General features: G+C 59.8%; 24 protein-coding genes. 17 read left to right on the plus strand and 7 right to left on the minus strand.

The genetic code is table 11. The features are described from left to right. The 3 genes from HB633_RS10370 to HB633_RS10380 are packed head-to-tail and all read left to right on the plus strand — an operon-like array spanning position 1 to position 3,532. A complete protein-coding gene (locus tag HB633_RS10370; protein ID WP_213778009.1) occupies positions 1 to 930 on the plus strand; it encodes an ABC transporter permease in 930 nt (309 codons plus the stop codon). Beyond that, positions 927 to 1,784 (plus strand): ABC transporter permease, encoded by an 858-nt coding sequence (locus tag HB633_RS10375; protein WP_213778010.1) that lies wholly within the window; start codon positions 927 to 929, stop codon positions 1,782 to 1,784. Before HB633_RS10370 ends, HB633_RS10375 begins: the two co-directional genes overlap by 4 nt. Then, positions 1,781 to 3,532, plus strand: a complete 1,752-nt coding sequence (locus HB633_RS10380) for an ABC transporter ATP-binding protein (protein WP_213778011.1) — start codon at positions 1,781 to 1,783, stop codon at positions 3,530 to 3,532. Before HB633_RS10375 ends, HB633_RS10380 begins: the two co-directional genes overlap by 4 nt. A gap of 8 nt (positions 3,533 to 3,540) precedes the next feature. Here the strand turns inward: HB633_RS10380 and HB633_RS10385 are convergent, their stop codons facing one another. After that, a complete protein-coding gene (locus HB633_RS10385; protein WP_213778012.1) occupies positions 3,541 to 4,896 on the minus strand; it encodes an LLM class flavin-dependent oxidoreductase in 1,356 nt (451 codons plus the stop codon). Between the two features lie 273 nt (positions 4,897 to 5,169). Between HB633_RS10385 and HB633_RS10390 the strand changes: the two genes are divergently transcribed. Both HB633_RS10390 and HB633_RS10395 read left to right on the plus strand, forming a co-directional pair. Then, entirely contained in the window at positions 5,170 to 5,385 is a 216-nt protein-coding gene (locus HB633_RS10390) for a molybdopterin-binding protein (RefSeq protein WP_213778013.1), read from the plus strand. 26 nt (positions 5,386 to 5,411) lie between these two features. Further along, positions 5,412 to 6,695, plus strand: a complete 1,284-nt coding sequence (locus HB633_RS10395; RefSeq protein ID WP_213778014.1) for an acyl-CoA dehydrogenase family protein — start codon at positions 5,412 to 5,414, stop codon at positions 6,693 to 6,695. A 111-nt stretch (positions 6,696 to 6,806) separates the two neighbouring features. Here the strand turns inward: HB633_RS10395 and HB633_RS10400 are convergent, their stop codons facing one another. From HB633_RS10400 to HB633_RS10420, 5 genes are all read right to left on the minus strand, one after another. Beyond that, on the minus strand, positions 6,807 to 7,010 hold the full coding sequence (locus HB633_RS10400; protein ID WP_031356584.1) for a cold-shock protein: 204 nt from the start codon (positions 7,008 to 7,010) through the stop codon (positions 6,807 to 6,809). A 255-nt stretch (positions 7,011 to 7,265) separates the two neighbouring features. Then, a complete protein-coding gene (locus tag HB633_RS10405; protein WP_213778015.1) occupies positions 7,266 to 8,072 on the minus strand; it encodes a MetQ/NlpA family ABC transporter substrate-binding protein in 807 nt (268 codons plus the stop codon). 117 nt (positions 8,073 to 8,189) lie between these two features. Further along, a complete protein-coding gene (locus tag HB633_RS10410) occupies positions 8,190 to 8,603 on the minus strand; it encodes a RidA family protein (protein ID WP_213778016.1) in 414 nt (137 codons plus the stop codon). A 5-nt stretch (positions 8,604 to 8,608) separates the two neighbouring features. Continuing rightward, complete coding sequence (locus tag HB633_RS10415; protein ID WP_213778017.1) at positions 8,609 to 10,030, minus strand: FAD/NAD(P)-binding protein; 1,422 nt, start codon at positions 10,028 to 10,030, stop codon at positions 8,609 to 8,611. Positions 10,031 to 10,152: 122 nt separating this feature from the next. Beyond that, positions 10,153 to 10,884, minus strand: coding sequence for a GntR family transcriptional regulator (locus HB633_RS10420; RefSeq protein ID WP_213778018.1), 732 nt, complete (start codon positions 10,882 to 10,884; stop codon positions 10,153 to 10,155). 382 nt (positions 10,885 to 11,266) lie between these two features. On the opposite strand from HB633_RS10420, the gene tauA reads away from it, so the two are divergent. From tauA to HB633_RS10445, 5 genes are read left to right on the plus strand one after another with little or no spacing between them, the layout of a single operon-like run. Then, positions 11,267 to 12,292, plus strand: a complete 1,026-nt coding sequence (tauA, locus tag HB633_RS10425; protein ID WP_213778019.1) for a taurine ABC transporter substrate-binding protein — start codon at positions 11,267 to 11,269, stop codon at positions 12,290 to 12,292. A gap of 4 nt (positions 12,293 to 12,296) precedes the next feature. Next, the gene (locus HB633_RS10430; protein WP_213778020.1) at positions 12,297 to 13,076 is read left to right on the plus strand and encodes an ATP-binding cassette domain-containing protein; all 780 of its coding nucleotides are present in this window, start codon (positions 12,297 to 12,299) and stop codon (positions 13,074 to 13,076) included. Then, the gene (gene tauC, locus HB633_RS10435; protein WP_213778021.1) at positions 13,073 to 13,918 is read left to right on the plus strand and encodes a taurine ABC transporter permease TauC; all 846 of its coding nucleotides are present in this window, start codon (positions 13,073 to 13,075) and stop codon (positions 13,916 to 13,918) included. The genes HB633_RS10430 and tauC overlap by 4 nt, the downstream gene beginning before the upstream one ends. Further along, positions 13,915 to 15,426 carry an FAD-binding protein gene (locus tag HB633_RS10440; protein ID WP_255580851.1) on the plus strand — a complete coding sequence of 504 codons (1,512 nt, stop codon included), beginning with the start codon at positions 13,915 to 13,917 and terminating at the stop codon, positions 15,424 to 15,426. Before tauC ends, HB633_RS10440 begins: the two co-directional genes overlap by 4 nt. A gap of 19 nt (positions 15,427 to 15,445) precedes the next feature. Then, entirely contained in the window at positions 15,446 to 15,778 is a 333-nt protein-coding gene (locus tag HB633_RS10445; RefSeq protein ID WP_213778023.1) for a ferredoxin family protein, read from the plus strand. A 210-nt stretch (positions 15,779 to 15,988) separates the two neighbouring features. On the opposite strand, the gene HB633_RS10450 is transcribed toward HB633_RS10445, so the two are convergent. Then, the gene (locus tag HB633_RS10450) at positions 15,989 to 16,162 is read right to left on the minus strand and encodes a hypothetical protein (protein WP_213778024.1); all 174 of its coding nucleotides are present in this window, start codon (positions 16,160 to 16,162) and stop codon (positions 15,989 to 15,991) included. A gap of 165 nt (positions 16,163 to 16,327) precedes the next feature. On the opposite strand from HB633_RS10450, the gene HB633_RS10455 reads away from it, so the two are divergent. From HB633_RS10455 to HB633_RS10485, 7 genes are all read left to right on the plus strand, one after another. Further along, complete coding sequence (locus tag HB633_RS10455; RefSeq protein WP_346730299.1) at positions 16,328 to 16,621, plus strand: HU family DNA-binding protein; 294 nt, start codon at positions 16,328 to 16,330, stop codon at positions 16,619 to 16,621. A 324-nt stretch (positions 16,622 to 16,945) separates the two neighbouring features. Next, complete coding sequence (locus HB633_RS10460; RefSeq protein ID WP_213778026.1) at positions 16,946 to 17,827, plus strand: RNA polymerase sigma-70 factor; 882 nt, start codon at positions 16,946 to 16,948, stop codon at positions 17,825 to 17,827. Positions 17,828 to 17,979: 152 nt separating this feature from the next. Then, positions 17,980 to 18,459 (plus strand): carboxymuconolactone decarboxylase family protein, encoded by a 480-nt coding sequence (locus tag HB633_RS10465; protein WP_213778027.1) that lies wholly within the window; start codon positions 17,980 to 17,982, stop codon positions 18,457 to 18,459. A 100-nt stretch (positions 18,460 to 18,559) separates the two neighbouring features. Next, a complete protein-coding gene (locus HB633_RS10470) occupies positions 18,560 to 18,952 on the plus strand; it encodes a cupin domain-containing protein (RefSeq protein WP_213778028.1) in 393 nt (130 codons plus the stop codon). A gap of 158 nt (positions 18,953 to 19,110) precedes the next feature. Beyond that, on the plus strand, positions 19,111 to 20,106 hold the full coding sequence (locus HB633_RS10475; RefSeq protein ID WP_213778216.1) for a LysR family transcriptional regulator: 996 nt from the start codon (positions 19,111 to 19,113) through the stop codon (positions 20,104 to 20,106). A 160-nt stretch (positions 20,107 to 20,266) separates the two neighbouring features. Then, a complete protein-coding gene (locus tag HB633_RS10480; protein ID WP_213778029.1) occupies positions 20,267 to 21,022 on the plus strand; it encodes an SDR family oxidoreductase in 756 nt (251 codons plus the stop codon). 13 nt (positions 21,023 to 21,035) lie between these two features. After that, the gene (locus HB633_RS10485; RefSeq protein ID WP_213778030.1) at positions 21,036 to 21,536 is read left to right on the plus strand and encodes an Ohr family peroxiredoxin; all 501 of its coding nucleotides are present in this window, start codon (positions 21,036 to 21,038) and stop codon (positions 21,534 to 21,536) included. The last annotated feature ends 37 nt before the right edge of the window (positions 21,537 to 21,573 follow it).

The raw sequence follows: 21,573 nt of genomic DNA on the forward strand, positions 1-21,573 counted from the left end.
ATGCTTGCGAAGATTGCCACGCGGCTCGGCACGGGCGTACTTGTATTGTGGCTTGCTGCAACCGCTGCGTTTATTGCGATCCACGCGTTGCCGGGACGCATTGAGGACGTACTCGCGGGCGATCTTGCTTATCCCGGTCTGCGCGAGACGATTGCCGCGCAGTGGGGACTGGACCGCAGTCTCCTGTGGCAATACGGGCAATTCCTGTTGCGTCTCGGCCATGCCGATCTGGGGACATCGTTTGTGATGCAACAGCCTGTTGCGGCCGTGCTGCAAAGCCAGCTTCTTCCAACGGCGCAGCTCGCTGGTTCAGCGGGTCTGCTCGCCGTCGTACTGGCGATCCTGATCGCAACGCTGACCGCTGGCACGACAACGTCTCACGGCGCGTGGGGCGGTCGCATTGCGTCGATACTCGAAATCACTTTCACATCCACGCCCGTTTTCTGGCTCGGCATGTTGTTGCTGATCGCGTTTTCATTCCAGTTGCGGCTCTTTCCCGTTTCCGGCGCGAATGGATGGCGCTCGCTCGTGTTGCCTGCCGTGACGCTGGCGCTGCCCACTGCGGGGATCCTGTCGCAAGTCATGCGCGAGGCGCTCGAGGCCGCGCTTGAAAAACCTTTTGTTGTCACCGTCCGCTCGCGAGGACTTGGTGAACTCGCATTGCGTTTTCGCCATGTGCTCAGGCACGCATTGCTGCCGGTCGTGACGCTGGGCGGATGGCTTATCGGCAGCTTGCTCGGTGGCGCGGTCATCACGGAGAAGATGTTTGGACGGCCTGGCATTGGAAGCGTGACGCTCAACGCGGTGACATCGCAGGATGTACCGGTCGTGCTTGCAGTGGTGTTGCTCGCGGCCTTCGTGCACGTCGTGATCTCGACGCTGCTTGACGTCGCTTATCTTTTCATCGATCCACGGCTGCGCAGCGAATGAGCGAGATCAATTACCTTTCCATACCGCAGCCCCGGCGCCAGTTTTTGAAGGCGGCGCCGCCAGGGGTGTTCCTTGCCGCGGCTTTCCTGCTCGTGCTGGCGGCGGCGATTGCTTATCCGCCGCTGGTTACGCACTTCGATCCGCTTGTCAGTGACATCGCCCAGACGCTGCAGCCGCCGAGTGCCGCGCATTGGTTCGGCACGGATCGCATTGGCCGCGATGTCTTTGCACGCGTGATCTACGGCGCGCGTTATTCGATGCTGATCGGCCTTGCGAGCATGATCGTGGCGCTTGTCATCGGGCTCGTGATCGGCATGACGGCAGGCCTCGGGAAACGCCTCGCCGATGAATCCGCCTCACGCGTTTTCGACGTCCTCTCCGCGTTTCCGCCCGTCTTGCTGTCGCTGTTCGTGGTGACGTTTCTCGGGCAGGGGATTGTAAATATCGCGATTGCGGTGGGCATTGCGGGGATTCCGAAATTCGGCCGCGTGTTGCGCAGCCAGACACTCGTGGTGCGTCGCGCCGACTATGTCACGCACGCGGTGAGCTATGGCTTGTCGCGCAGCCGCGTGTTCCTGCGCCATGTGCTGCCCAACGTGCTGGTCGTCGTGCCGGTGATCGCGACCATCGATATAGGCAGCGCGATCATCGCGGTATCGGCGCTGAGCTTTCTTGGTCTCGGTCCGCAACCGCCCACGCCGGAGTGGGGCGTGATGCTCGCCGAGGGACGCGATGTGCTGCGCGTTGCGTGGTGGCCGAGCGTGTTCCCGGGCATGGCGATTACGCTGACCGTTGTCGCGTTTTCTGTCATAGGCAAGTTCCTGCAACGGAAATACGAGGTGCGCACCCGATGACCACAACAGCAAAAAAGCTCGTCGATGTACGCGGCCTCAGCGTCGGCTTCCCTGGCGCGAACGGCGGCCAACCGCTCGTGCGCGGTGTCGATCTTTCCATACACGCGGGTGAATGTGTCGCGCTTGTGGGCGAGTCCGGTTCGGGCAAGAGTCTGACCGCGCGTAGCCTGATCGGGCTGGCCGGAGCGCAAGCGGTGATCGATGCGCAACAGTTCGATATCGATGGACGTCCGGCGTTGCGCTTCACCGAGCGTGAATGGCGCGGCTTGCGCGGCACGTTTGCGGGACTGGTGATGCAGGACGCGCTCGTGTCGCTCGATCCGCTGCGCACGGTCGGCGCGGAAATTGGCGAGGTGCTCGCGCATCATCGGCTCGTGCGTTCTCGCGGTGAGCGGCGCACGCGTGTTCATGCAGTCATGAGCGACGTCGGCATTCCCGATCCCGAGCATCGCGCGACGCAATATGCGCACGAATTGTCCGGTGGCTTGCGGCAGCGTGCGCTGATCGCATCGGCGATTGCGGCGGGGCCCGCGATCGTGATCGCCGACGAACCCACCACCGCGCTCGATGTCACCGTCCAGGCGCAAGTGCTCGCCGTGCTTGCCGAGCGTCTTGCGCAAGGCGTGGGCGTCTTGCTCATCAGCCATGATCTCGCGGTCGTTGCGGGTATCGCGGATCGCGTGTTGGTGATGCATAACGGCGAAGTCGTCGATAGCGGCACGACGGAAAACGTGCTCAACAATCCGTCGCATCCCTACACGCGCCAGTTGCTCGCGGCGCAGCCTTCCGCGCGATCGCGCGGGCATCGTTTAAGTTCGGCGCGCATCGTTTCTGCTGCGTTGGATGCGCCGGACGCGGCACCTTTGATCGTGCGTGAATCATTGCCGCCGAGGCGCGCACGTTCGGAACAAGCAGTGTTGCGAGTCGATGCCATCGGCAAGCAGTATGTACGTCGTGGCAAGCATCGCGGCGAAGCGTTCACCGCGTTGCAGGATGTTTCGTTCTCCGTGCTTGGCGGTGAAGTGGTCGGCATTGTCGGCGAGTCGGGCTCAGGCAAGAGTACTTGTGCGAACATCGTGCTTGGGTTGATCGCGCCGGATGCGGGCAACGTCGAGTTTCTCGATACACGCTGGAACGGTCCCGGCGTGTCCGAGCGCGCGCGTCGCGAATTGCGGCCGCGCCTTCAATACATTCCGCAAGACCCGCTGAGTTCCTTCGATCCGCGTCATAGCGTGCAGCAGTTGCTTGAGGAAGCGCTGTGGTCGAAGCAGTTATCGAAACCGGCGCTGCTTGCACGGAGCGTCGAGTTGCTCGAGCAGGTTGGACTGGACGCGGCTTTTCTTGCGCGCCGTCCTTCGTCGCTTTCGGGCGGTCAACGGCAACGCGTAGCCATTGCGCGTGCGCTTGCGCCCGAACCTGCATTGATCGTCTGCGATGAGCCCGTGTCCGCGCTCGACGTGTACGTGCAAGCGCAAGTGCTCGATTTGCTCGCCGAGCTCCAGGCGCGGCTAAATACGGCGCTGTTGTTCATCTCGCACGACCTCGATGTGGTTCGTCATGTCAGCGACCGCGTGTTGGTGTTCAAGGACGGACGCGTTGTGGAAGAAGGCGATGCCGAACGTGTATTCGCCGCGCCAGAGCACGCGTACACAAGGTTGCTGATGTCCGCGACGCCTGCGCTGCGGCGTGCGGAAGAGCGCGCGCCGGTTGATCTGCCGGCCGCCGCGCTTGAACGCGAGTTGCTTTAGTTGCTTGTTCAAACCGCCACGGCTGAGGCACGCTCGGCCGTGTATCTGTTCTCTGGAACTGCGAGGCCGAGGTGATCACGCAACGTGGTCCCTTCGTACTCGCGCCTGAAGACCCCGCGCTGCTGAAGAATCGGAATCACGCCGTCGACGAAATCCTGCAAGCCACCCGGCAAGGTGTCGGGCATCAGGTTGAAACCATCCGCGGCGCCGGCTTTGAACCAGCGTTCGATGTCATCGGCTATTTGCTCAGGTGTCCCCACGATTACGCGATGGCCGCCACCGCCCGCAAGCGCGCGAATGAGTTCACGTACCGTATAACCATGTTGCCGGGCTTGCGCGATCGTCGCATGGAAGAACGTATGGTTGCCGTTGCCCTGACCCGGCAAGGTCAGGTTGTCCGGCAGCTTCTCATCCAGTTTCAGGCGGTCGGGCGTGATGCCGAGCGTACCGGCCACCCGCGTCAGGCTATAGCTCCACGGAATCAGGTCCACGAGTTCATCGCGGCGGCGCAGCGCCTCGGCCTCGGTTGCGCCAATGATCGTCGTCAGCCCCGCGAGCACTTTCACAGCATCGGGACCGCGGCCATAGGCGGCCGCACGCGTCTTGAGGTCGCGCGCATAGCCCAGCGATTCATCGAATGATTGCGAGGCAGAGAACACCGCTTCGGCATGACGCGCAGCGAGATCGCGGCCATCGCCCGATGCGCCCGCTTGCACCAGCACCGGATAACCTTGCGGTGATCGCGGAACGTTCAACGGACCTTGCACAGAGAAATGCATGCCCTGATGCGCCAGGGGATGGACTTGGTCCGTATCGGCGAACAAGCCAGTCGCCTTATTGCCGACAATCGCGCCTTCTTCCCAGCTATCCCAGAGCGCCTTGACGACGCTCGTGAACTCCGCCGCGCGCGCGTAGCGTTCGGCGTGATCAGGCACGGCGTCGCGCCCGAAGTTGCGTGCCGAACCCAGGTCCGCTGTCGTCACCACGTTCCACCCGGCGCGGCCGCCGCTGACATGATCGAGCGTTGCGAACCGGCGCGCGATGTTATACGGCTCGTTGTAGCTCGTGGACGCGGTGCCGATCACACCGATATGCGACGTCGCCGCCGCAATGCTCGCGAGCAGGATGGTCGGCTCGAGCGCGGTGATCGGGCGGAAGTTGATCTGATCGGCAATGGACGCGTTATCGGCGAGAAACACGGCGTCGAACTTCGCTGCCTCCGCAATCTGCGCAACGCGCACGTAATGCTTCACGTCGATGAACGCGTGCGGATCGGCCTCGGCAAGCCTCCATGCCGACGGCACGAACCCCGAATGCAGAATGTTGACGTTGAGATGCAGGCGACGGGGCGGCAGGTTAGTCATGACAGTCCGTTGTTGATCTGCAGGTCGCAAGACCTGAGCTTTGATTGACCAGTTCGCCATTTTCAAGCTGAGCGCTGTATAGCGCGACCAATAAATCCGCTAATCGATATACCGCATAGCACTAAGGCTTTGAAGCGCACAATGCTTAAGCAAATTTGCGTCAAACCTTAGATCAAATCAATCGTTAAGCTGGCCAGTTCGCCTCGCTAGACTATTTTGTCGGCGTGGCAGCGCGCGCGTACAAGCTCATTCAACCAATCAAGGAGTAACGCCATGGGCGTGACGGCCATCAATGTGCGCAATCAGTTCAGGGGGCACATCAAGGAGATCATTCGCGGGTCCGTGCTCTCGGAGGTGGACGTGGAGACGCCAAACGGAATCGTGACGTCGGTGATCACGACAAGGTCTATCGATGAACTCGACCTGAAGGTCGGCACCGAAGTTGTTGCGCTGGTGAAGTCCACGGAAGTGTCCATCGCGCGTCTTTGAAGGGCGTTTAATCTGCGGAGAAATGAATGACGACGTCAGCTTTGCCGGACGCTGCGCTTTACGCGCGTTTTGCCGAAGTATTCACGCACATTGGCGAGGGTGCGCTCGCGCGTGAGCAAAACCGTGAACTCGCGCGCGACGCGGTCACGCAATTGAAGGACAGCGGTTTTACTGCGCTGCGCGTGCCGCGTGAATATGGCGGCTCCGGCGTCAGCTTGCCGCAATACTTCCGCCTATTGACGCGCCTGGGTGAAGCCGATTCGAACTTGCCGCAGATCATTCGCGCGCATTCGGGTTTCATTGAACAGCGGCTCGAAAGCGACGATATTGCGGCGCGCGAACGATGGCTCGGGCGCATTGCGAAAGGCGAAACAATCGGCGCGGCCACATCGGAACGCACAGGCTCCACGCACAACAGCGTGACCGTGACCGCCGATAAAGACCCCGCCTATGTCCTGCTCAATGGAGAGAAGTACTACAGCACGGGCACACTCTATTCGGAATGGATCAACGTGGCCGCGCACGATACGCAAAACGATCTTCACGTGCTGGTGCGCAGTGACGCGCCGGGCGTGGCGCGCAACGACGACTGGGACGGCTTCGGCCAGCGCCTGACGGCGAGCGGCACGACCCGCTTCGACAATGTCCGCGTTCCCGTTGAGCAGATCCTTTCCCGATACAACGCCTCCGAGCCCCGCCGCAATTCCTTGCTTACCGCTTTCTATCAGGCGGTCCATCTTGCGACGCTCGCCGGCATTGCCCGTGCGGTGTTGCGTGACGGCGTTGCGTTTGTTCAGGGCCGTACGCGCACTTTTGGCGTGGCCGGACAATCGAGTCCGCGTGACAATCCGCTCGTGCATCGGGTAGTGGGGCGGCTTGGAAGCCTTGCGTATTCTGCGGAAGCCTTGGTCGATGCGGTTGCTACCGCTCTCGATCGTGTGCATCAGGCGCGCACTGCAGGGACGGCAACCACGGCTGATTACATTGCCGTGGACATCCAGGCTTATCAGGCGCAGCAGATCGTGCTCGAGCAGGTGCTCGAGGCTGCGACGCTTTTATTCGAAGTGGGTGGTGCATCGGCGACCAGCGAAGCACGCAGGCTCGACCGCCACTGGCGCAACGCGCGCGTAATCGCCTCGCATAATCCGGCGATCCAGCGCGAGGCTGCCGTTGGCAACTACCATTTGAATGGGACAGCGCCGGACGAACGTTTCAGCCTGGCTCACGCTTCGGCGGATACCGCAGGAAAAACGTTCAGGCCAGGCGAACGAAAAGTCGTGCAAGACGAATTTGCCGGAACCGGCAAATGAAGATGCTTTACCTGCTTTTGATCACACCAAGGTAAACCCGCGGTCGCCGCAATGCTGCGCATTACGACGACCGCGTGCAGATCACCAGACTGATCTGGCTGTGCTTGAAACTCAGGCTGGAACGATGTTCGACGCCTGCTTGCCCTTCGGTCCTTGCTTCACTTCGAACGTGACCTTTTGATTCTCCTGAAGGCTCTTGAAGCCTTCTGCCTTGATTTCCGAGAAGTGCGCGAACAGGTCTTCGCCGCCGTCATCCGGCGTGATGAAGCCGAAGCCCTTTGCATCGTTGAACCATTTGACCGTACCGGTTGCCATGAGTGTGTCCAGAAAAATTTAAAGCTAAAAAATGAAAGTAGAACCGAGGATAAAGCCAGGGCGCCGAGACGCGTCGCATTGCATTGTTGTGACAAGACTTCGCCAAATGCTTAACGTGTCCGTAACGAAGATACCTTGCCGTGCAGGACGCTCTTGGAATTATCGCGATTCAATTGTACGCCGTGCCAATATTTATTGAAGCTTTCCAAACCGGAAAACCTGCAATGCGAAACGAGCCGGCGCGCGGGTTTCAGCTTAACGCAAATAATCGGGTTTACTAAAGCCCTGAAAACGCTGATCTACGACTTGCCGGCACTCCGGCGACTGGTACGCAGCCGAAATATCCTTTACGTACGGCTTTTGAAGATCGTTTGTACGTACCGCTACGAGGTTCAGATAATAGGGCGGGATTTTTTCGAGCAGCAGCGCGTCGGTTAGCTTGAGCCCGGCAGCAAGAGCAAAGTTTCCGTTGACGAATGCATAGTCAACGTCGTCCAGCGAGCGCGGCAATTGGGCGGCGTCCAGTGGCAGTAACTCTATCCGGTGCGGGTTTGTTGCAATATCGCGCTCGGACGACTTTACCGGATCGACGCCCGGCTTGAGCGTCACCCAGCCAATTTGCTGCAGCAGCACGATTGCACGCGCCTGATTTGTCACGTCATTAGGAAGTGAAACGGTCGCGCCGTCTTTTACATCGCCAAGGCTTTTGAGCTTGTGGCTGTATATACCGATAGGCGCAGTCGGCACCTTGACGAGTTCACTAAGCTGGAGCTTGTGATCGTCGGAAAATTTCTTCAAATAGATCTCGTGCTGGAACGCATTGGCGTCAAGCGCACCGTCGGCAAGCGCGAGATTTGGCTGAACATAGTCGGTGAATTCGACAAGGGTGACCTTATAGCCTTCCTTTTCCAGCACCGGCTTGATGCCGTAGCGGATCTGGTCTGCGTAAGGTCCGGCGGTCGCGCCAAAGCGGATTTCCTTCTTGTCCGGATCGGCCGCATGTGCCGACGCAGTTATAACGGATGCGAGCAACAACGCATGGATTCCGCGCAGCAAAGTCATTCTTTCTCCCCTTCGTTCTAGATAGGCCAGCTTGCATACAGCTTGCCGACAAGAACTTAGCGGAAACGAAATCTCCTGCTAAACAAGTAATTCTGCTTTGCTAAGCGGCGTCATGCATCAAGGTTGCCTGTAGCAAACCAGGTCGATTTCCACTAAGGCACCCCTGCCAAGACGTGCGACACCAATAGTGGTGCGAGCGGGCAAGCGCCCGCTGTCTTGCGGAAAGTGACGCGCATATATCGTGTTGAACCGCGCAAAGTCACGGTCGAATTCGCTCAGGTAAATACGCACGAAAACCGCGTCTTCGTATTTGTAGCCGGCGTGCCGGAGTATCCGGCCAAGGTTCTCGAAGCAGAAGCCGGCTTGTTCTTCTATGCCTTCGGCCAACGCCGCGGCGGGCGCATCGGGGTCGGTGGGTAGCTGGCCTGTGATGTACAGCCAGCCCGCAGCTTCGACCGAATGCGAATACAGCGACGAAGGCGGTGGCGGACTTGCATCGGGAACAACGTGATGGGTCTTGTGAGTGGTCATGTGCATTACACCGGGTACGCAAGCAGGCTGCCGTCTTTCAGCAGCCGCTCAAGATGGCGCGCAATGTCCGGCGCGCCGGTCATCTCGCCGAAGCTGCCACGGGTCATCGGACCGAATGCAAAGAGGCCGGGAGACACGTTGCCCTCGGCATCGAGTATGCGGCTTTGCAGATCGGTATCGAGACCCGCTTTTACCGCATCCAGACGCGCCAGCCTGCTTTCGAGCAAGGACTTCACGAGCGGGTTTCTCTCGATGTCGCGCGCCGGTCCCGTGCAGAACACCACCGCACCGAAGTCATGTTCCTCGATGCGCCCGCCCGGGCGTTTGAGCCCCACGCGAAAGCCATGCGCGTGACGTTGTATATCGCCGATACCCGCCTTGACCACGCGCATCTGTCCCGTTTCAATTGCCCGTTCGATGGCCGCGTGAATCTGCGGCGCGATACGGAACCGGTGCACGTCCCAGAACGGCAGCAACCTCCGGACAACCCGGCGTTGTTCGTGCGCGGGCAGCGCGTTCCAGATGCGCGGAAGCTCGAAGCGAAGTGCGTCGGCGGCAGGCTGCCAGCCGATGTTCGCTTGCTTGTCGCGCGCGATTCGCTGACGCAGCCTTTGCACCAGTTCACGCGCGGTTGTGGGGGGCGTCGTGTTGCCCAGGAAGTCGGCGGCATCGGCGAAAATGCCGTGCGGTTGTGCGCGCAAGCCACGTCGCGAGATGGCCGTGATGCGTCCGCGGTGCTCGCGGCCTATCAGCGTGACGGCGACGTCGGCCATGGTCAGTCCGGTGCCCACCAGAAGCACCGATGCATCGCCCGGAATGGCGTGCAACGCGTCATGCGACCAAGGATGCGCGATCAGACGCGGATCGCGTAACGCATCTTCATCGATACGTCCTGGCGGTTTCGACGGTGTATGTCCGAAGCAGAGCGCGACACGTTGCGCTTCCAGTTGCGAGCCATCGTCGAGCGTGACGTTGAAGCCCGAGCTGATCTTGGAAAGCCCGGTAGCACTCGCCCGCCGATGATTCACGCGCGCATGCGCAGCGGCTTCGGCTACGACCTGTTTCAATGTTGCATCGACATACTCGCCGTATCGCTGGCGTGACACGTAGTAGTGTCCCTGCTCGTCGACGCTACCTGTATCCAGCGCATCATGCTCCCTGAGCCAGCGCGTGGCGTGTGTCGAGTCATCGGCGAAAAGACTCATCCGGTCGCTCGGGACGTTGATCCGGTGCAACGGTTCCGTTGTGCCGTAAGCGATCCCGCGTCCCAGTTTCGCCGATGGTTCCACAATGGTGAGGTCGAAAATCACGCCGGCAGGACGCGCCCGAATGGCATGAATAACAAACGCGAGCCCTGTAAAACCGCCGCCAATGACGACGATGTTCACCACGGTTCCCTTATCCAGTGTTCTTGATGAATCGATCATGATGCTGAAGTCTCGTGAAGCGCCTGCTCGAAGCAGGCAAGGGGCGCGTTTCCCGTAAGAGTGCGCACGGGCGGCGCACCTTTAACGCTGCGTGTTTGGGACAGTTCCTTCATGTCGATTGCCTAGCGTTCACGGTCGATACGCATACGGTACTGGAATGCGTCGCTACGAAAGTGGAGGAGCTCGAACAAGACGGGGCGTGCTTGGGTGTCGAATACGTGCCGCTCGACCCGAAGTACGGGACTGCACGGCGCGAGTCCCAGTGCCGTGCGGGTTTCTTCATCGGCGAGCATTGCGTCGACCGCTACATTCGCGTGATCGATACGAACGGCGCTGCGTTCTTCGATAAGTTTAAAAATGTCCTGCGTGGCAAGGTCTGCGCTCGTCAGTTTTTGCGCGAGTGCTTCGCCAATATAAGTCGTCTCGAACGACAAGCGGGCTCCATCCAGTATGCGTATGCGTTTGATTTCCGCAGCACGTGCGTTGTCCTCGAGCCCGAGTCGTCCACGAAGTGCCGTGTCAGGATCGAGGTAGCGAAACCCCTCGAGCCGGTTCGTTACCTGATGACCGAGCGGGGTCATTGCTTCCGAAAATCCCTGCAGCGCGGCGATGTTTTGGTAAGCCCGGGGCGCAGCCACGAACGTGCCACGGCCGCGAACCTTCTCGACGGCGCCTTCCTGGCGCAGTTCATCGAGCGCCTGCCGCACGGTAATGCGGCTGACCTCGAACATGTCGCACAGCGCGCGCTCGGTGGGAAGCTGCGCGTGCGGTGCATACGTTCCGTCGAGCATGCGCGCACGAAGCTGGTCTTTTACGCGTCTATAAAGCGGGCCGGCGTGGTCCTGCATAGGCATCAAAGTGTTCGTCACCAGGTTCGATGTTATGACAACGCGATCCGTTCTCGCGCAGCGGAACCTCCATTCAAGTGTCGAGGATACCTCAGTCCACGCTTTTGCAGAACGCTGCGTAAAGCTTGAAACTCACTAAGCTAGTGAGAATTCGTTGCTTTGAAACCAGGCGGCGCCGTCCATATACTGTGCCCAGCAAAGTTGTAATGACAACCGTACGACCGTGCGGCGTTATCGCACCAAAGCACCCAAAACCGCCCTGCCGATACGTGATTCATCGATTCATTTGAATCGGAATCCGAATCATATTATGTAAGCCAATCCACACAGCGCTGGAACGCGGACGTGTCCGCCGTGTCCGCACGTGTTCTTGAGGGAGTTGCACAGCATGTTCAAGCATCTTATTCGAGGCGCCGCGTTGCTGGCGCTTGTTTCCGGCCTCGCGGCGAGTTTTACATCTTCCGCGTCTGCTGCCGACAGCAAGACCGTCACGGTTGGATATCAGACGGATATCGAGCCATCGAAGATCGCGCAGGCCGGTGGTCTCTACGAGAAGGCCAGCGGTTACAAGATCAACTGGCGCAAGTTCAATACGGGCGCGGACGTGATTGCCGCGATGGCATCGGGCGATGTGCAGGTCGGATTCACCGGCAGCAGTCCGCTTGCCGCGGGCGTTACGCGCGGTTTGCCGCTGGAAACGTTTTTCGTTGCAGCAGAGATTGGCACGGCTGAAGCGCTGGTCGTGCGAAACGGCAGCAACATCAACAAGCCCCAAGACCTGATTGGCAAGAAAGTCGCGGTGCCATTTGTCTCGACCACGCATTACAGCCTTCTTGCAGCGCTTAAGCACTGGGGCATTCCTGCCAACCAGGTCACCATTCTGAACCTGGCGCCGCCTGAGATTGCCGCCGCATGGCAGCGTGGTGACATCGACGCCGCTTATGTGTGGGACCCGGCGCTTGGCAAGATCGTGAAGACGGGCAAGGTGCTGACCACGTCGGCGGAAGTGCGCAAGTGGGGCTCCCCGACTTTCCTTGCGTGGGTCGCCCGCAAGGATTTCGCGCAGGCACACCCGGACTTTCTCGTAGCATTCTCCAGGGTGACGGGTGCACAGAACGCCGAGTATCGCAAGGACGGCGCGAAGTGGACGGCAGCGACGCCGCAAGTGGCGGATATCGCGCGCATCAGCGGTTCGGACGCCGCCGATCTGCCCGCGTTGCTGCAGGGAACGACCTTCCCCTTGCTCGATGAACAAGCGTCACCGCGTCTGCTTGGCGGCGGCATTGCCAAGGCGCTCGCTGATACATCCGCGTTCCTGAAGGAACAAAAGCGCGTGGACGACGTGCTGCCCGATTACAGTCCTACCGTCACGGCTTCGTTCGTGCAGCAAGCGAGCACGGGAAGCGGCAAATAACATCATGATCCGGACCGACTCGCTCAGTGTTTCCTTCGATACAACCAGTGGCCCGCACACGGTCCTGGCCGATATCGACCTCGAGCTGCGCGATGGCAGCTTCACCGTTGTGCTGGGTCCGTCGGGCTGTGGCAAGACCACGTTGCTCAACGTGCTCGCGGGTTTCATTGCGCCGTCATCGGGACGGGCATCGATCGATGGCAAAGCGATCACGGGTCCGGGTTCGGATCGTGGCATGGTGTTCCAGAACGATGCATTGTTGCCCTGGCAGAACGTCGAAGAGAACATAGGCTTTGGCCTGACGCTTGCCGGCGTACCAAAGGCGAAACGCGCGGCAACGGTCGCGGCTTTGCTGCAACTGACAGGCCTCGCCGGCTACGCGCGATATCCGTTATGGAAGATATCCGGTGGCATGCGCCAACGGGTGGGGCTGGCCCGCGCGCTTGCCGTGGATCCGCGTTTTCTTCTCCTCGATGAACCTCTGGGAGCACTCGATTCCTCCACGCGACTGAGGATGCAGGAGTATCTGCTGACGCTCTGGAAGCGGTACGGAAAGGGCATGGTGATGATCACGCATGACATTGCCGAAGCGCTGTTCATGGCGACAGATCTTGTCTTGATGCAGGCGAACCCGGGGCGCATCGCGTCGGTGCAGCGCCTTGATTTCGGCGAACGCTTCGTGGCGGGCGAGCCATCGCGCAGCATCAAGAGCGACCCGGCGTTCATTCGCTTGCGGGACGAAATCGAAAGTCAGTTCTTTGCGGATGATGAGGTCCTGCCATGAGTGAGATCGAGCGTGTTGCGTATTACCCCGATGCCAAATCGTCTGGAAAGAGCGACTCCAAACCCACACGGTTCCGCTTCAACAAGCAACGTTTGATCAGCATCGCGACCGTGCTTGTCGTCATCGCCGCTTGGACGCTTGCGGCACGGCTGAAACTGATCAGCCCCGTATTCCTGCCTTCACCCGCAGCGGTTGCGCATAAGTTCGTGGATGTATCGGTGAATGGTTTCAGCGATGCCACCCTATGGCAGCACACGCTCGCAAGCTTGTCACGCGTGTTCGCGGCGCTCGCGCTGGCGATCGTCACGGCGGTGCCGCTTGGCGTGCTGATCGGTCTCAATCCGACCGCGCGCGCGATTGCCGATCCGCTTATTGAGTTTTATCGGCCGGTGCCGCCGCTTGCGTATCTGCCGCTGATCGTGATCTGGTGCGGCATTGGCGAACCCTCAAAGATCCTGCTGATCTGGCTGGCGATCTTCGCGCCATTGACCATCTCCACCCAGCAAGGGGTACGGCGCGTTAAGCAAAGTCGTTTGCGTGGCGCGCAGGCGCTTGGCGCTACACGGTGGCAGCTGATTCGGTATATCGTCGTGCCATCGGCTGCGGCGGACGTGCTGACGGGCATACGCGTGAGTCTCGGCGTGGGCTGGTCCGTGCTCGTTGCGGCGGAGTTGATCGCGGCCACGCGCGGGCTCGGCTTCATGATCCAGTCAGCGGCGCAGTTCCTCGTGACCGATGTGGTGATCATGGGCATTGTGGTTATCGCGTTGATTGCGGGCGTATTCGAATGGGGGCTCAGGTCGCTTCAACGGGTGCTGGTGCCATGGGAAGGGCACGCATGACCGACATTTCGATTCAGGACACGGATGTCCTCGTGCTCGGCGGAGGACCTGCGGGTACATGGGCCGCGTTGCATGCCGCGCGCAATGGCGCGCGTGTCGTGCTGGCAGACAAGGCCTATTGCGGTACTTCGGGTGCGGCGGCTGCATCGAATAACAACGTCTGGTACATCCCCAATCCCGCGGTGCACGAGGCGGAATTCGCCGCGCGGTTTGCGTCGGGCGGTGGACTCAGCGAACCCGGATGGACCGCCGCTTTGCTCGAAGGCGCCATTGAGCAACTGCATCTTCTTGCCAAGCTTGGATATCCGTTTCCAAAGACCGAAACGGGTGATATCAACTACGCGACCTTGCGCGGTCCCGATTACATGCGTTTCATGCGTTTGCAGATCAGGCGCGCCGGCGTGCAGATCCTCGATCACAGTCCCATGCTTGGTCTTCTTCAGCAAGACGGTCGCGTGGTCGGCGCGCACGGGGTGTCGAGGGACGGCTCGCGCTGGCAGGTCAACGCCTTCGCGACCGTGCTTGCCACCGGCGGCTGCGCGTTCATGAGCGGCGCACTGGGCACGAATGTCAACACCGGCGATGGGCATCTCGCGGCAGGCGAGGCCGGCGCGCGATTTTCCGGCATGGAATTCTCCAATCAGTACGGACTCGCCGCGAGTCATTCGTCGGTGACAAAAGGCTTGCCCTTTGTATGGAGCACCTATACGCGCGAGGACGGTACAGTCGTGCCGGTTACTGATGATGAACCGTTTGTATCCGTTGCCAGAGTGCTGATCGATGAACCCGTGTTCGCAGTATTCGATCGCGCGAACGCCAACATCCAGCGCTGGCTGCGCAGCGGCCAGGCCAACGCGTTTCTTCCGTTCGATCGCATGGGTATCGATCCTTTTACGCAACGCTTTCCGGTCGGCTTGCGGCTTGAAGGAACGGTGCGCGGGACGGGTGGCATACGGCTGTGCGCCCGCGATTGCGCGACCGATGTGCCGGGACTGTACGCGGCAGGAGACGCGGCATCGCGCGAGACGGTGGTCGGTGGACGCACCGGTGGCGGATCGCCGAACTCTGCGTGGGCGATCGTGACGGGTAGTTGGGCCGGCGCTGCCGCAAGTGAGTTTGCGAAACGCCAAGGGACGCGAATCGTCGCACGCAGGGATGACGTTGCATTAAGTCCAGTTGAGCCTTCAAGGGAACTGATCCGCCAGCATGTATGGTCGATGCGCACGAATCTGTTTCGCAGCGCGGCGGTCCTCACCCCCGCCGTCAACCTGCTCGACGATGCATGGCGCGAAACTCCTGCCGATGCTGCCCAACTTGCCGAAGCCCGTTCAGCACGCGCGATGTTATACGTTGCGCGGCTTGCCTACAGGAGCGCGTTGCAACGCAAGGAATCGCGCGCGCTGCATCAGCGCAGCGATCATCCTGGACGTTCGGATGCGATGCGCCACCGGCTGGTCGTGGGCGGGCTCGATTCGTTCGAGTTCAGCGCCGATGCCGTTGCAACGTGAACGAAAAAGGAGAGCGTTTTTGATAGAACTGATCAGCGAGGCGCGCTGCACGTCGTGTAATCGCTGCGTGGACGTGTGTCCGACCAATGTTTTCGATGCGGTTAAAGCAAGCATTCCTGTGATCGCTCGGCCCGACCAGTGCCAGACCTGTTTCATGTGCGAGCTGTACTGCCCGGTCGATGCCATGTATGTGGACCCGAATGCGGACGAGCATGTGACGGTTTCCGAGGAAGTGCTTATCGCGCAAGGTTTGCTTGGCGGGTATGCGCACGCGCTCGGCTGGAAGAAAGCGCGCGCGGCGGGGACGGAGAATGATCAGACGCACAGGCTCTTCGAACTCGGTGTGACTTGAGTGACGAATATCTAAATTAGTTTGGATATCAAACTAATTAGAGCGATAACGATGCGGTGGGGGTCTTTCAGCAGAGGACAGGCCCAAGCGTCACTGCGGCAAAAACGGACGATGCATTTCGGGGCACGGTCGCCGAGAACATTCGTCTCGCTACCTGCCAAATGGCCCTTTCTGGCCGACTAAGAAGCGCGTTTCAGACATGGTCCTTCATCAAATCGAAAGCAAAAAGTAATGTTCTCGCACATGCTGGGTGCTGACCGCGCAGGTGTGGAGCGCATGGGCCAACTTCAGAATATCGAAATTAGACGCTTTTTCGGTGCATTTGCCCGTTGAAGCCAACAGGAATGCCTTGCTCTCCCCAAACGCCGGATAGCGGGTTAACATTCAACGCCTTCCTTCCTGGCGCCGCGGCTTCGTCCATGACGCGCTGCGCGGGCGTAGCGGCCGGGATCGCTTGCCCTATCAGGGCGAAACTGATTTGCCTCCGACCGCCGCCTCCGGTAAGGTGACGCTTCCACCGTGCGCTCGCATGGGCAGTGAGTCGTACCCATCTTTGAGAAAACAGAAATGAACAAGCAAGAACTCGTTGACGCCGTGGCGTCCGCTACAGGCACCAGCAAGGCCGCGGCTGCCGAGGCTATCGATGCATTTATCTCCACCGTGACGCAAGCCGTTGTCAACGGCGACAGCGTTCAATTTGTCGGCTTCGGCACGTTCAGCACGGGTCAACGTGCCGCGCGCACCGGCCGTAATCCGAAGACCGGCGACACCATCCAGATCGCCGCTGCCAAAACGGTCAAGTTTACCGCCGGCAAAGCGTTCAAGGATCTGGTAAACCAGTAAGACAGGCCGGCATGTCCTGTATCGCGTTCTAGCGGCGGGACATAGACGAGCGCCGTCCGTCGGTGCTCGCGGAACGGGCCGGATCCGTCAGCGATCCGGCTGTTTCAAACATGGCTGCATACCAGGGCCGTGTATCAACTTACAATTCCTCGAGCATACGCCCTGGCACCGTCGTCGTTGCGCGTGGACTATTCCTGTCACAAAATCGGCGTCTCGAACGTCTGCTGTTCTGTATACATCCATCCTTCTGAATCGCAGGCGCCTGTTTTCTTCTGTCGATCAAGGATTGAAGCCAGCCACGTTTTCGCCGAGGAACAACGCAATATGGACGATGCCACCCGCGCGTTTGACAAGCTTCGCCCGCGTTTGCAGGGCATTGCGTACCGCATGCTGGGCTCGGTGGCCGAAGCTGAAGACGTCGTACAGGACGCCTGGTTGCGCTTGCATTCCGCCCAGCGCGATGTGATCGAGAATACCGAAGCATGGCTTGTCGCCGTCACCACGCGGCTGGCTATCGACCGGTTGCGCGCCGCGAAAGTGCAGCGGGAACATTACGCCGGCATCTGGTTGCCGGAGCCCGAAATCAGCGATTCGCCCCAGTCGCCCGAGCAGATGAAAGAGCGGGCCGACGATGTATCGGTGGCCTTCCTGATGGTGCTCGAACGCCTGACGCCCGAGGCGCGCGCCGCGTTCTTGCTGCGTGAAGTATTCGACGCCGACTACGACGAAGTCGCCAGCGCCATCGGCAAGAGTGAAACCGCATGCCGTCAGTTGGTGAGCCGCGCGAAGATCCAGTTGCGCGATGAGCGCCCGCGTTTTGCCGTACCTCGCGAGATTCATCATCGCCTGGTGAACGCCTTCGCACAGGCGGTGGAAGGCGGCAACTTCCATGCGATCAACGCCATGCTTGCGGCCGATGCGCAACTCATCAGCGATGGAGGTGGCAAGGTGCCGAGCTTCGGTAAGCCACTCGAAGGCGGCAGGCGCATTGCGCAGCTTTTCTTCGCCGCGAGCAGACGCCATGGACCAGCCGTGCGAATGGAACTCGCATTGCTCAACGGGCAATGGGCATTGCTTCGGTTCATTGATGGCGAACTGGAATCTGCACAGTCATACGAGACCGATGGCGAGCGAATCGTGCGTATCCATGTTCAGCGCAATCCGGACAAGCTGGTTCGCATCACGACGGCTTTTGGCGGTTGCTGAGATTGTTGTCATGGAGTCAACGCGGTGAGCACCTGAGCCTGTCTACCGGTGCAAAAGCGTTGGGCCTACGATGGTTCCCGAGCGGCATGTCGCCGCCGCCAGTGCTTCGCTTTCACGAGGGCCTGGCTGATCCATCGGATTCAGGAGTCACGATGACGCAACGTCTCAACTACATCCAGCAATCGCCTGAGTTGTTCAAGAAGTATCTCGAGTTCAGTATGCTCGTGAAGGATGGCTCGATCGAAGAATCGATCGGCGACCTGGTCACGATCCGTGCATCGCAAATGAATGGCTGCGGATTTTGCCTCGACATGCATGTCAAGCAAGCCAAGATTCACGGTGAGCGTGAACTGCGGCTGCATCACGTTGCAATATGGCGAGAGTCGACGCTGTTTTCCGCGCGCGAGCGCGCGGCCCTCGAGTGGACCGAAGTGCTGACGCGTCTGCCTGAGCACGGCGTGCCCGATGAAACCTATGAGCGTGTTCGCAGCCAGTTGTCGGAGAAGGAATTGTCCGACCTGACGTACGCGATTGTCGCGATCAACGGATGGAATCGCGTCAACGTTGCCTTCCAGACAGTGCCGGGTTCATCCGACAAAGCTTTTGGACTCGATAAAGCCAACCTGTCATAGTGAATTTAAAACGATGTTGCCGTGACGCGGATACGCCGCACGGCAACCCCGATGAATAGTTTCCAGGCGTGTTCAAGACGGCTGCTATCGAGGTAACGCGATGCATGGCTTAAAGAAATTCATTCTGTCGACGGTTGCGTTCGCCGCGTTGCCCGCGTTCGCGCAAGAGACGCAAGTCACACCGTTGATGACCAGGGTGCTGCCGGACTTTCCCGGCAAAGAGGCGTTGGTGATCACCGTCACTTATCCGCCGGGCGGCTCGGACCCAGTGCACCGGCATAACGCCGACAGTTTTCTTTACGTCCTTGAGGGGTCGGTGATCATGGGCGTCAAAGGCGGGAAAGAAGTGACACTGACGCCGGGGCAAACCTTCTACGAAGGCCCGAATGATATTCATACGGTTGGCCGCAATGCGAGCAAGACCGAGCCGGCGAAGTTCCTTGTGGTGCTTTTGAAAAAGAAGGATGCGCCCGTTTTGATTCCGGTGAAGTAGCTGCTTAGGCGGAAAGTCTGAAGAACAAATCAAACGAAATCTGAAGGCCTACGTCACAAAAGCAGTAGGTGGAACGTCTTGTCTGGTATGAAACCATCAAGCCACCTCTCAACTTTTCGCCACGTGCGTCGCGGGGCATGATGATGTCGGTCAATCATATGCTCCCGTTGCAAAGTAGCGGCGACGATTCCCTGGCGTGCAGCTTCGCCACGAGTTATGCCGGCGTGGTTGCGTTTCTCGCCGTGGTGAGCGAAGGCAGTTTCGCGAAGGCGGGTGACCGGCTTGGCATTGGCCGTTCTGCGGTAAGCCGCAACGTCCAGAAGCTCGAAGCGCAACTCGACGCGCGTCTTTTCGTGCGGACTACGCGAAGCACGTCGCTTACGCGCGAGGGCGAATTGTTCTTCGAAAACTGTCATCCGGGCGTCGAACGCATTGTCCAGGCACTCGGAGACATGCGCGAATTGCGCAACGGTCCGCCTCGGGGGCATTTATGCATCTCTTCCACGACCGGATTCGGCCGCAAGGTCGTCGCGCCACTGCTCAAGGGTTTTCATGCGATGTACCCGGACATAACGATCGACTTCGTGCTCAAGGATAGTCCTGCCGACTTCACGTCCGATCGTGTCGATGTGGCGTTTCGCGACGGCAAGATGGAAGACAGCCAGGTCGTCGCGAAGCAGATCATTCCCATGCAGATGCTGGTGTGTGCATCGCGTGCGTATGTCAGCGCGCATGGCTTGCCACGAACGGTTGACGATCTCGAAGGTCATCGATGCATCAACTTTCGCATGGCGTCTGGCCGCGTCGCCGAATGGGAATTCAAGATCGGCGGGCTTGGCCGCAAGCTCGCTCCCAAGGCGCTCAACACATTCAACGACGCGGATCTCGTCCTTCAATCCGTACTCGAAGGGCAAGGACTTGCGCAGCTCGCCGCATACCAGGTAAGTGGCTTACTGCGTGAAGGTCGCTTGCAGGCGTGTCTTGCTCAACATGCGCCGGACGATCGCGGCCATTACGCGTGCTATCTCAGCCGCAAACATTTGCCTGCGCGAATCCGCGTGTTCATCGACTATATGACCGAGCAAATCAGGGCGCTCGATTTGCAGTGCCCCACGCACGTTCCCTTGGCGCTTTTGTCTACATCGCTTCGATGATTGTTGCTGTACGGACAACACCGTGAGGCCTCCATCGAGGCTACTGGAGATCATCTCCGGGCCGTACGATTTGTCCTGACGATGGCCGTGCTGTTCCCCGGCTGCCGCAAGGTCTCAACTCAGCGATCCGTCGAATACGGATTCATCCCGGAGAAGGAACATGAAAATCGTCGTCGTTGGCGGCAGCGGACTGATCGGCACCAAGGTCGTCGCCCTGTTGCGTGAGCGTGGTCATGAAGTCATCGCGGCGTCGCCGAAGTCGGGCGTGAACACAGTCACCGGCGAAGGACTCGCCGATGCATTATCAGGCGCACAAGTGGTCGTCGATCTCGCGAACTCGCCTTCGTTCGAAGACAAGGCGGTGCTTGATTTCTTCGAGACCTCCGGACGTAACCTCTTCGCTGCGGAAGCTGCCGCAGGCGTGGCGTACCATGTGGCGTTGTCCGTGGTAGGTACCAACCGTTTGTCTGGAAGCGGCTATTTCCGCGGGAAAATCGCGCAGGAAACACTGATCCGCGCTTCGGGAATTCCATACACGATCGTTCATTCGACGCAGTTCCTGGAGTTCCTCGGCGGTATTGCCCAGTCGGGAACCGAGGGCGACACCGTGCGGCTTTCGCACGCATCGGTGCAGCCGATTGCATCGGACGATGTTGCGCTGGCGGTCGCGGATTACACCTTAGGCGCGCCGTTGAACGCGACCGTGGAGATCGCCGGTCCTGAACGTTGGCCGCTTTCCGAACTCATCCAGCGTTACCTGACGCTCACACACGATCCGCGCAAAGTCGTCACAGATCCGCACGCGCGCTATTTCGGCGTGGAGTTGAAGGACGACACGCTCGTTCCGGGCGATAACCCGCGTCTTGGCAGCATCACGTTCGACGAGTGGTTGAGCGGATCGCGAGCGGCTGCATAGTGGCATCGACAGCATGGCGCTTTTACTCCCGCCTCCATTGACCCTGCTCGATCGTTATTACGGACCGCAGTTTCACGGACTTTATTCGACTACGGTACGCGTAATCGGCGGCGAAGCGCGGCACGGACGTGCTTCCGGCATCGCGCGTTCTGACGATGGCTATCTTGCAGCCGACTTGCGCCTGCCGCATGCACTTGGCGGCCCCGGTGGTGGAACCAACCCCGAACAGCTTTTCGCGGCAAGTTATGCGGCGTGTTTTCACGGCGCGCTCAGTTTGATTGCGGCGAAGAACGACATATCCATTTGCGGCGCTGTGGTGGATGTTTCGGTGACGTTTGGCCGTGATCCCGTGGACGGCATGTACATGCTTGCCGCCGATATAAAGATCCAGCTGCCAGGCATCGACCAGGCGCTTGCGGAGGAACTCGTGCGCAATGCCGAGCGTGTATGTCCATACGCCAAGATGGCTCGGCAAGGCATTGCGAGCACAGTTGCATTGTCTCGCGATGGATGACGTGGTCGAGCAGCAAGTTTATTTGTGACGATATCCT

This window comes from Caballeronia sp. dw_276 (genome assembly GCF_018449635.1).
Lineage (GTDB): Bacteria > Pseudomonadota > Gammaproteobacteria > Burkholderiales > Burkholderiaceae > Caballeronia.